The sequence below is a fragment of the Geminicoccus sp. genome (genome assembly GCF_036263595.1).
Taxonomy (GTDB): domain Bacteria; phylum Pseudomonadota; class Alphaproteobacteria; order Geminicoccales; family Geminicoccaceae; genus Geminicoccus.
In genome coordinates this window covers 58,866-68,655 of sequence record NZ_DATAGQ010000132.1, presented here as the reverse complement: position 1 = coordinate 68,655, position 9,790 = coordinate 58,866, and the positions used below count along the sequence as shown (strand labels likewise).

General features: G+C 66.1%; 9 protein-coding genes and 1 pseudogene. 3 read left to right on the top strand and 7 right to left on the bottom strand.

Annotated elements, in window-relative coordinates:
- A pseudogene (locus tag VHL31_RS12840) lies at positions 1 to 381 on the bottom strand (acyl CoA:acetate/3-ketoacid CoA transferase); the annotation flags it as partial.
- 82 nt (positions 382 to 463) lie between these two features.
- The gene (locus tag VHL31_RS12835; protein WP_329661613.1) at positions 464 to 1,642 is read right to left on the bottom strand and encodes a benzoate/H(+) symporter BenE family transporter; all 1,179 of its coding nucleotides are present in this window, start codon (positions 1,640 to 1,642) and stop codon (positions 464 to 466) included.
- A 144-nt stretch (positions 1,643 to 1,786) separates the two neighbouring features.
- On the opposite strand from VHL31_RS12835, the gene VHL31_RS12830 reads away from it, so the two are divergent.
- The 3 genes from VHL31_RS12830 (at position 1,787) to VHL31_RS12820 (ending at position 4,338) form a co-directional block, all read left to right on the top strand.
- Positions 1,787 to 2,929 carry an acyl-CoA dehydrogenase family protein gene (locus VHL31_RS12830; RefSeq protein WP_329661612.1) on the top strand — a complete coding sequence of 381 codons (1,143 nt, stop codon included), beginning with the start codon at positions 1,787 to 1,789 and terminating at the stop codon, positions 2,927 to 2,929.
- Entirely contained in the window at positions 2,926 to 3,699 is a 774-nt protein-coding gene (locus VHL31_RS12825; protein ID WP_329661611.1) for a 3-ketoacyl-ACP reductase, read from the top strand. The genes VHL31_RS12830 and VHL31_RS12825 overlap by 4 nt, the downstream gene beginning before the upstream one ends.
- Before the next feature lie 105 nt (positions 3,700 to 3,804).
- Positions 3,805 to 4,338, top strand: a complete 534-nt coding sequence (locus tag VHL31_RS12820) for a hypothetical protein (protein WP_329661610.1) — start codon at positions 3,805 to 3,807, stop codon at positions 4,336 to 4,338.
- 79 nt (positions 4,339 to 4,417) lie between these two features.
- Here VHL31_RS12820 and VHL31_RS12815 read toward each other — a convergent pair whose 3' ends face one another.
- The 5 genes from VHL31_RS12815 to VHL31_RS12795 form a co-directional block, all read right to left on the bottom strand.
- Positions 4,418 to 5,428: an alpha/beta hydrolase gene (locus VHL31_RS12815; RefSeq protein ID WP_329661609.1), complete on the bottom strand. Its 1,011-nt coding sequence runs from the start codon at positions 5,426 to 5,428 to the stop codon at positions 4,418 to 4,420.
- Between the two features lie 124 nt (positions 5,429 to 5,552).
- The gene (locus VHL31_RS12810; protein ID WP_329661608.1) at positions 5,553 to 6,629 is read right to left on the bottom strand and encodes a sn-glycerol-3-phosphate ABC transporter ATP-binding protein UgpC; all 1,077 of its coding nucleotides are present in this window, start codon (positions 6,627 to 6,629) and stop codon (positions 5,553 to 5,555) included.
- Positions 6,630 to 6,633: 4 nt separating this feature from the next.
- Positions 6,634 to 7,512, bottom strand: coding sequence for a sugar ABC transporter permease (locus tag VHL31_RS12805; protein ID WP_329661607.1), 879 nt, complete (start codon positions 7,510 to 7,512; stop codon positions 6,634 to 6,636).
- Positions 7,513 to 7,606: 94 nt separating this feature from the next.
- On the bottom strand, positions 7,607 to 8,878 hold the full coding sequence (locus tag VHL31_RS12800) for a sugar ABC transporter substrate-binding protein (RefSeq protein ID WP_329661606.1): 1,272 nt from the start codon (positions 8,876 to 8,878) through the stop codon (positions 7,607 to 7,609).
- 29 nt (positions 8,879 to 8,907) lie between these two features.
- On the bottom strand, positions 8,908 to 9,720 hold the full coding sequence (locus tag VHL31_RS12795; protein WP_329661605.1) for a carbohydrate ABC transporter permease: 813 nt from the start codon (positions 9,718 to 9,720) through the stop codon (positions 8,908 to 8,910).
- Between the last annotated feature and the right edge of the window lie 70 nt (positions 9,721 to 9,790).

The following is a 9,790-nucleotide window of genomic DNA, read 5'->3' as shown; positions in this document are numbered from 1 at the left end:
ATGAGTGATCAGCCCGGGCCGCCCCGCACCGATCTCGCGGTTGAGCAGCGCGACGCAGCCTGCCGGCAGCACGAAGGCCTCGATCAGGTCCGCTTCCGCCATGGCCTGCATTCGCGGGGACCAGGACCAGTGGCCGCCGATCACCCGCCTGACCATGCCCTCATGGGCAAAGCGGTTCAGGCCCTTCTCCTTGCCGTCGCCGATGCCCAGCGCATGGACCAGCGTCAGGTCCCGTGGATGCCCCGTCGTCAGGAAGCGCCGCTCGATCGCGGCATAGACGAAGTCGGCCTCAATGAGCCCGCCGCCCGAACCGCAGAGCACGATGGTGGCGCCATCCTCGACCGTGGCCGCCACCGCGTCCGCGTCGATCCGCTTGTCCAAGGCCCGCTCCCTGCCGCCGATCCCTGATAACTATCCAGTTACTTACCTAATCCGGCCCGGCACGGCAAGCGGCGGCTTCCGTTCAGCGCCGTCCGCTGCGCGCCAGGGACAGCATGAGCCCGCCCACCAGCAGGCCCCAAAAGGCGGCGCCGATCCCGAAGAACGAGATGCCCGACGCGGTCGTCACGAAGGTCATGATCGCCGGGATCCGTTCGGATTCCTTGGCGAGGGCGCCGGACAAGGCGCTGGTGAGGGCGCCCAGCAGCGCCAAGCCGGCGACCGCCTGGATCAGGAGGGGCGGCGAGGCCGCGATGAAGGCGGCAGCGAAGCCTGCGAACAGGCCAAGCAGCAAGTAGCCCACACCGTTGGTGACGGCCGCGATGTAGCGCCGGTTCGGGTTTGGATGCGCCTCGGGACCGGCGCAAAGGGCGGCGGTGATCGCGGCAAGGTTCACCAGGTGGCCGCCGAACAGGCTGGTCACCATGCTGGCAAGGCCGCTCGAGACGAAGATGGGCGAGACGTCCGGCCGGTAGCCGTTGGCGTGCATCACGGCGAGGCCCGGGACGTTCTGCGAAGCCATCGTGACCAGGAACAATGGCAGGGAGATGCCGATCAGCGCGTCCATGGACAGGGTCGGCAACACCAGGACCGGGTGGGGCAGGATATTGTCGAGTGCGCCCGGGGGGACGGGTGTGGCACCCAGGACAATGGCCGCCGTCACCACGACCGCGATCGGTACGGCATAGAGCCGGGCAAATCGCCAGGCGATCGCCCAGACGAGGATGATCGGCAGGGCAAGGGCCGGCATGGCACCTACGGCCCTTACTGGCGCCAAGCACAGGTCGAGCAGCACGCCGGCCAGCATGGCATTGGCGAGCGACGAGGGAATGGCCGCCACGGCACGCCCGAACCCCTTCCAGACGCCCGCCACCACGATCAGCGCCGCCGCGACCAGGAAGGCACCGACCGCACCGGAGAACCCGCCCTCTGGCGTGCCGGTGGCGACCAGAAGTGCCGCACCGGGCGTGGACCATGCCACCGAAACCGGCATCCGCGTGCGCAGGCTGAGGAAGATGGCGAGCAGGCCCATCACGATTGACAGCGCGATGAGCCCGGACGCAGCCTCGGCAGGCGAGGCACCTGCGGCCGCCAGCCCCTGCAGCACGATCGGGAACGAGCTGCCGAAGCCCACGATGGCGGCTAGCAGGCCGGCCGTAACTGGCTGGAACAGCCCCACCTTCTGCGCTTCGCCCGCCATCATCGCCGTACCGCTCCACTTTTTGCGACGGCGACGTGTTTGCGCGCGCCGCGCCAACTCCGCAATCGCGGGCGCTTGCACACGGCGGCGGTTGGGTGCAAATAACCATCTAGTTACTTACTGGAACGAAGCTCGGGGACAGGCTGGATGTTGACGGAGGAGCATCGCGAGGTTCGCGATACGGTGCGCCGGTTTGCCGCCGACGTGATCCGCCCGATCGCGAACGAACTCGACGAGAGCGAACGCTTCCCGTCCGAGATCTACGCCCAGATGGCCGAGCTGGGCCTGTTCGGGATCACGGTGCCGGCGGAGCATGGCGGGGCCGGCATGGACGTGCTGTCCTATGCCTTGGTCATGGAGGAACTCTCCAAAGGCTACGCCTCGGTCGCCGACCAGTGCGGCCTGCTGGAGCTGATCGGCACGCTGTTCACCCGCTACGGCACCGACGCCCAGCGGGCGCGCTGGCTGGCCCCGGCGCTCAAGGGCGAGCTTCGGCCGGCCTATGCGATCACCGAGGCGGATGCCGGGACCGACGTGTCCGGCATCCGGACCTCGGCGACCCGAACCGCCAACGGCTGGCGCCTCGACGGCGGCAAGCTATGGATCCACAACGCGCCGGTCTGCGATTTCGCCGTCGTGCTGGCGCGAACCGACAAGGCGGCCGGCCATCGCGGCATGAGCATCTTCATCGTCGACGCCACGTCGCCGGGCTTCTCCAAGGGCGCGCGTGAGCACAAGATGGGACAGCGCGCCTCGCCGGTGGGCGCCCTCCATTTCGATGGGGTCGAGCTTCCCGACGATGCCCTGCTCGGTCCGGAAGGCCGCGGCTTCCACATCATGATGAGCGTCCTGGAAAAGGGCAGGGTGGGCATCGCCGCGCTGGCGGTGGGTATCGCTCAGGCCGGCCTGGAAGCCGCCGTGGCGCAGGCCCAGGCACGCCGGCAGTTCGGCCAGCCGATCGCAGAGTTCCAGGGCCTGCAATGGCTCTTGGCCGATATGGCCAAGGACATCCAGGCGGCGCGCCTGCTCACTTGGGACGCCGCGGTGAAGCTGGAGAACGGCGATCCCGCCGCCAACATGGCCTGCTCAATGGCCAAGTGCATGGCCGGCGACGTCGCGGTCGCCCGCTCGGCCGATGCTGTCCAGGTGTTCGGCGGCACCGGTTACGTGAAGGGCTACGAGGTCGAGCGGCTCTACCGCGATGCCAAGATCTGCCAGATCTACGAGGGCACCAACCAGATCCAGCGCACCATCATCGCGCGCGAGCTGCTGAAGGGAGCCACCTCATGACCACCCGCCCCGTCGCTTGGGTCACGGGCTCCGGCCGTGGTATTGGTAAGGCAGCGGCGGTGGCGGTGGCCGGGCGTGGCTTCGATGTCGTTTTGCACGAACGAACCCGAGCCGACGATACCGCCGAGGCGCAAGCGGCGGTCGCGGCGGCGGGTGGCCAAGCCCAGGTGGTGCATGGCGATGTCGCGGACCTGGACGGCCAGCAGGCGCTGCTTCGCGCTGCCTGGCAGGCCTTCGGCCGTCTGGACTGCCTCGTGGCCAATGCCGGCGTTTCCGTCATGGTACGTGGCGACCTGCTCGACGTAGGCGTGGAAAGTTTCGACCGCTGCCTCGCGGTCAACACGCGCGGCCTGTTCTTCCTGCTCCAGGCCTTTGCCCGCCAGCTTCTGCAGGCGCAACCGCTTGAGGGCATCCATCGCTCCATCGTCGTGACCACCTCCAGCAATGCCGAGGCGGTCTCGATCAACCGGGGCGAGTACTGTGTCAGCAAGGCGGCGGCCAGCATGGTGACCAAGCTGTTCGCCGCCCGTCTGGCCCCCCACGGGATCGGCGTCTACGAGGTGCGACCGGGCATCATCAAGACCCCGATGACCGCGCCATCGACCGAGAAGTACGATGTCTTCTTCGCCAATGATGGCGCACCGATGCCACGCTGGGGCGAGGCGGAGGAAGTCGGCCGCTGCATCGCGACTCTGGCTGCGGGCGATCTGCCTTATACGGTCGGGCAGGCCATTGCGGTGGATGGCGGCCTCACGCTCAAGCGCTTCTGAGCGCAGGCATACGCCGATGCATGCCAGGCATGGCCGGGCAATGCCGTACCAGATGCAAGCTCGGCTATGATGACAGCTCCTCTGGCTCGGGCCTGGAGCTGAACCATGGAAGACCTGATTAACGAGATCTCGACCAAGTCGACGATTGTCGAGATCGACGACCAGCATCGCGCCGTCCTCGACTTCGGCCAGCATAGTGCCGCAAAGGGCTACCTGACCTGGCGCGAGCTTACTCATCTTCTCGACTACCAGAGCCATCGTCCCCTGCGGCACTGGCGGCGGTTCGACGAGGAACAGGTTGTGGAGGCGACCAGGGCTGCGTTCAGCCGCCGCGACGAGCCGGCCAAAGCCCTGGCCCATCTCCATGCACTACCCGGCCTTGCCGTGCCGGCTGCGTCCGCCGTCCTCGCCTGGACCGATCCCGACCACTACGGCGCGATCGACCAGCACGCATGGCGTACCCTGCACCGCTTTGGCCTGGTCCAGTCATGCGCGCCCGGCGCAGGTTTGCGCCAGCAGGACTTCGTGACCTTCACCGACATCTGCCGCACGGTCAGCACGCGCCTGGATCGCCCGGCGCACTGGGTGGATCTGTGGCTTGATACGCGGGCGAGGATGGAAAACGGGCGCTGGCACTGACCGTCTGGTCTCGCGGGGCTAGCCGTCGTCGGGCGAGGGGAGAGGGACGACCCATGACTTGACCCATCGCCAGGGGCGCTCAAGCGACCTTGCCAGTCAGGCGATTGATGGCGGCGACGACTCTGTCCGGGCTGGCATGGTGCGGCATGTGCCCCTGACCCGGCAGCGCGACCATGCAGCTTTCACGGATTTGGTGGTGCAACCTCAGGGAGTGATCGTTGATGTCCACGATCGCGTCGTCCGCACCGGCGATGATTACCGTGGGCAGCGCAACCTCGCAGTAGCGGCGAGCCAGCAGGGCGGCGGTCGGCGTCATCACGGCGTATTCCTCCGCGCTGGCACGCAGCTGCGAGGGCCGTACCGTCAACTCGATCGGATAGGTGGCGAAGGAACCCGGTACGGGTGAGGGCGCAAAGAGCTTGCGCAGTAGCCTTGGCGCCAGTACCCGCCCGGCGATCGGCAGGATCGTGTGCCGGAGAAGGTCGCCCAGGCCCGGCAGGGCCAGCAGCGACAGGAGGAGCACGTCCTTGCGCAGGGTCGGGAAGAAGTAGCCCGACAGCAGCACGATGCCGCGGATCTCCAGCGGATGCCCGGTCGCCAGCGCCATCGTCACGAGTGCGCCCCACGAGTGGCCCACGACGATGGGCTGCTCGATCCCCAGCTGCCGGAACGCCTTCTGCATCAGCTCGGCTTGATCGGAGGGCGTCCAGAGCCGGTTTCGCGGGCGTTCGCTGTAGCCATAGCCGGGCCGGTCGAAGGCAATGACGCGGTAGCGCTGGGCCGCTAGCCCGAGTACCCGGCTATGCTCGAAGTCCTGGATCATCGCGCCGTTGCCGTGAAGGAACACGACGGGTTGACCCTGGCCCTGCTCGACATAATGGAGGCGCACCCCGTCCACCGTGATGAACCGGCCCATCGGCGGAAACGCTGCTTCTCCCTCGCGCGCACGTCGGTGGTTGTAGAAGGCCATCGCCGCGAGCGCCGTCGCCGACGCGACCAGGATGGGCAGCCACGCCGATCGACCCGGGCGGGATCGACCCACCGCCAGATCCTGACGGCGCGGGTACATGGGCAAGGATGATGACGTCATGATCTGGTCCGGACAGCCCGCTACGGCGCGCCGAAGTGCTCACCCTTGCGGCTCAATTGGTTCAGCGTGGCAACGTCCGGATACGGGATGGGCTCCGCTCCCGTCGGATCGGGTCCCCGGTGCGTCAGGCGGCGAGACGGCAGGGAACGGCCAGGGTCGTCTTCGGGTCGAACAGGCGGAGCCTTTCCGAATCAAGATAGACGGAAATCGCGGCGCCGGCCGGCAGGCTCGTATCCGCACCCACCCGCATGTTGACCTCCTGCCCGTCCTGGAGGCTGGCGACGAGGATCGCATCGGCGCCCAGGGTCTCGACGGCCACCACCGTCGCCTGGAGTGGCAGATGCCCGGGCCGGGGTGCCAGCACGGCGTCCTCGGGGCGGAAGCCGATGGTGACGGGGCCGGCCGGAGCAGCTGCCTGAACGGGTGCAGATGTCTGAGCGAACGTCAGCATGCCGTTGTCCAGCCGCCCTTCGAGCAGGTTCATCGGGGGGCTCCCGGTGAACGTCGCCACAAAGGTGTCGGCCGGATTGCGATAGACTTCCATCGGTGCACCAATCTGCGCCACCTTGCCGTTGTTCATGATGCAGATCCGTTCGGCCATGGTCATGGCCTCGATCTGGTCATGGGTGACGTGGATGATGGTCCGACCCACCCGGCGGTGAAGCTTCACCAGCTCAGTGCGCATCTGGGCACGCAGCTTGGCGTCGAGGTTGGATAGAGGCTCGTCGAGAAGAAAGGCGACCGGGTCGCGCAGCAGCGCCCTGCCCAGGGCGACCCGCTGGCGCTGACCGCCCGAGAGCTGGCCCGGCTTCCGTTCGAGATAGGGACCAAGACCCAGCATGCCCGTAACCTCGGCCAGCCTGCTCTGCTGCGTCTCCGCGGGCACGCCGCGCAGGCGCATCCCGAATGTCAGGTTGCCCCGGACGGTCAGGTGAGGGAACAGCGCATAGTTCTGAAAGACGAAGGCCAGGTCCCGGTCCTTCGGGTCCACCTCGTTCATGCGCCGGTCGCCGATGAACAGGTCGCCGCCCGAGATGGGTTCAAGCCCGGCGATCATGCGCAGGGTCGTCGACTTTCCACAGCCCGATGGGCCCAGCAGGACGAAGAACTCGCCGTCCTTGATGGTGAGGTCGACCTTGTCGACGGCGGTCTGGCCGCCCGGATAGGTCTTGGTGACGTTGGCGAGGCGGATCTCGGTCATGGGGTCAGGCGGCCAATGAGCGCATGTAGCGGTGGAGCCAGGCGGTGAGCAGCAGGACGGCCATGAGCAGGATCACTGCCATGGCGCTGGCCTGCGAGATGTCGAGGCCCACGAAGGCCTGCCGGTAGATGAAATAGCTGACCAGGTCGGTCGCCTGGCCGGGACCGCCGCGGGTCATGATGTAGACGATGTCGTAGGTCTTCACGGCGAAGATCAGCCGGATCAGCAGCGTGACGACGATCACCGGGCGCATCAACGGCAGCGTCAGCCAGAAGAAGCAGCGCAGCGTGCCGGCACCTTCGAGGCGTGCGGCCTCGTAGGGTTCCTTCGGCAAGGCGGAAAGTCCTGCCAGCAGGAGAACCACCATGAACGAGACCTGGTGCCAGATGTCGACCAGGACCACGGTCCAGAATGCATTGGCCGGGTTGCCCAGCCAGTCCACGGGCCCGAGATTGGCGAGGCTCAGCAGATAGTTCACGATGCCGAGCGTGGGATGGAGGAACATCCGCCAGATCAGGCCGACCACGACCGGGTTCATCAGGAGCGGGAACAGGAGAACGACGTAATAGAAGGTCTTGCCATGCTCGACCTTGTCGAGCGCCAGTGCAGCGGCAAACCCGATCAGGAACTCCAGCAGAACGACGGCCAGCACGAACCAGAGTGTGACCGACAGCGCGTGCAGGAACTCGTTGCTCTGGAAGGCGCGTGCATAGTGGGCAAGGCCAACAAACGCATCGTTGCTCGGCTTGAGGAGGGTGAAGTCAGAGGTGCTGGTCCAAAGCGTGAAGAACACGGGGAACAGCACGACCAGCATGAGCGCCAGCAGCCCAGGCGCTGACATGAGTAGGCCGAACCGCTGGTCACGTCGTTCGATCGCGGTCATGGGCATCCGTCAGGATGGAGCCGGAGACGTTGGCGCCTCCGGCGGATCTGCTAGCGGGAACGGAGGCCATGGATGCCATGGCCCTTCTTGGCGACTATTGGAGCTTGCCGTCCTTGCGCAGCATCTCGGCAAACTCCCGGTCGACCGTCTCCAGCGCCTCCTTCGGGTCCTTGCCGTCGGTCACGGCCAGGCTGAGCTCACGGCCGAGCACCTCGACGAACTGCGGCGTGTAGGTGAAGACCGGGAAGTTGTGCGAGGTCTGCAGGAGCTGCTTCAGCTGCGGGTAATAGGAGTATTTCGCGATCAGGTCGGGATCGTCGAAGATCGCTGCCTGGGTCGCCGCCCCACCCAGCGCCGCGCGCTTCTTCGCGATCTCCGGGCTCTCGATGAACTTGATGAACTCCCAGGCAGCGTCCGCGTCAGGCGAGGATGTCGGAATGGCCCAGCCCCAGGATCCGTTCAGGCTGCCGCCGGGAACCGGCGTGATTTCCATCTTGCCGACGACCTGCGAGCTGGCCGGGTCGTCATAGACGGGCCGAAACATGTTGAAGGTCAGGTAGCTGTAGGCCTTGCCCTGGGCCGCCACGTTGAACGCGTCGTCGAACGAGAAGTTCGCGGCACCGATCGGGCCGTACTTCTGGATGTTGTCGCGATAGTCGACCAGCGCCTGGATGCCCTCGGGCGTCGCCAACGTGGGCTGCCAAGTTTCCGGGTCGTAGTAGCGGCCGCCGCGGGCGAACAGGTAGTTCGACCACTCCATGGCGATCGGATCCGGGCGCAGGCCCTGATTGACCACGCCCTTGAAGCCCTCGATCCCGGCGTCCTCGGTGAAGTACTTCACCTGGTCGAGATACTCTTGCCACTCCGTCGGGACCTTCAGGTCACGCCCGTACTTGGCCTTGAACGCTTCCTGATGCTTGGGGTCGGCCAGCAGGTCCGTCCGATAGGTGAGGCCCATCGCGTAGTTGTAGAACGGCAGCATGTAGGTCACGCCGTCGACCTTGCCGGTCAGGTTCATGATCGACGGGATGTAGCGGTTCGTGTCGATCCCGTCGGCGGCGATCCGCTCGTCCAGCGGCTGCAGCCAGCCGGCCTTGATGAATTCGCCCACCCAGTAGAAGTCGACGATCAGGACGTCGTAGGAGCCTTCGGGCGAAACCAGCTGCGGTACCAGCTTCGTGTGCATCTCGGCGTAGTTCACGACCTCGAGCTGCACGTCGATGCCCGTCTTCTCCTTGAACTCGGGCAGCATCTCCTGGACGTAGCGCGTGTCCGGCACACCCTCCATGAGGATGTTGATCGTCTTCGCGTCGGCGCCGAAGGCCGTGGCGATCAGCATGCTCGTGGCGAGCAGGAATTTCTTCATGGCGGGCTCATTTCCCTTATGGTGGAGGCTTACTTCAATGCACCGAGCGACAAACCCTTGATCAGATAGCGCCGCAGGAACGGCATCAGCAGGAATACGGGCAGGATCGCCACCATGTTGGCGGCGGCGAGCAGGGCGATTTCGACGCCGCGATGGGTGTCGAGCGTCGAGAGGCCGACCGGCAGCGTCGCCGTACGCTTGCCGGACAGGATCAAGGCGAACAGGAACTCGTTCCAGGACATGATGAAGGCCAACAGGCCGGCGGCCAGCAGGCCGGGCGCGGCCACCGGAACGGCCACTTTCCAGAAGGCCTGGAAGCGGGTCGCCCCCTCGATCCTCGCCGCTTCCTCCAGCTGGCGGACTTCACCCTCGAAGAAGGCGATCAGCATCCAGGCAAGGAACGGCAGGTTCATGCCGACATGCGCGATCACGAGCGCGGCACGGCTGTTGAGCAGCCCTATGCCGAGGAACACCGCGAACAAGGGCAGGACCATCACGATCGGCGGCAGCATCTGGCTGGCCAGGATCGACAGTCGGAGCGGTGCGCCGCCTGTGTTGTACCGGGCGAACGAGAAGGCGACCATCGTTGCCAATGGCAGAGCGACCAGCGTGGAGAACAGGGCTACGGTGAAGCTGTTGGAGAACCAGGTCGCGAACGGGTAGGCGGTGAAGATCTCGATATAGTTGCCGAGATGCGGCTCAGTCCATTGCGGCGGGATCTGGTAGGCGGTGCGCCTGTCGGTGAGGCTGACGCGCAAGAGCCAGAGCAGCGGCAACACAATCGCCAGCGAGAATGGCACCAGGACCAGATGAGGAACGAGTCGCCGGATCACCCTTCGCATGCGACGCTCCCTCAGCCAACTGCCGACATGTTGCAGTTGGCGCTGTTCTTCGGGGCGTCTGCAGAACGGC

Bases quoted from the DNA above. Each gene is read 5' to 3' on its own strand.
- VHL31_RS12805 (WP_329661607.1), bottom strand. From the start codon at position 7,512: ATGACCGCGATCGAACGACGTGACCAGCGGTTCGGCCTACTCATGTCA.
- VHL31_RS12795 (WP_329661605.1), bottom strand. From the start codon at position 9,720: ATGCGAAGGGTGATCCGGCGACTCGTTCCTCATCTGGTCCTGGTGCCA.
- VHL31_RS12815 (WP_329661609.1), bottom strand. From the start codon at position 5,428: ATGACGTCATCATCCTTGCCCATGTACCCGCGCCGTCAGGATCTGGCG.
- VHL31_RS12830 (WP_329661612.1), top strand. From the start codon at position 1,787: ATGTTGACGGAGGAGCATCGCGAGGTTCGCGATACGGTGCGCCGGTTT.
- VHL31_RS12820 (WP_329661610.1), top strand. From the start codon at position 3,805: ATGGAAGACCTGATTAACGAGATCTCGACCAAGTCGACGATTGTCGAG.
- VHL31_RS12800 (WP_329661606.1), bottom strand. From the start codon at position 8,878: ATGAAGAAATTCCTGCTCGCCACGAGCATGCTGATCGCCACGGCCTTC.
- VHL31_RS12825 (WP_329661611.1), top strand. From the start codon at position 2,926: ATGACCACCCGCCCCGTCGCTTGGGTCACGGGCTCCGGCCGTGGTATT.
- VHL31_RS12810 (WP_329661608.1), bottom strand. From the start codon at position 6,629: ATGACCGAGATCCGCCTCGCCAACGTCACCAAGACCTATCCGGGCGGC.
- VHL31_RS12835 (WP_329661613.1), bottom strand. From the start codon at position 1,642: ATGATGGCGGGCGAAGCGCAGAAGGTGGGGCTGTTCCAGCCAGTTACG.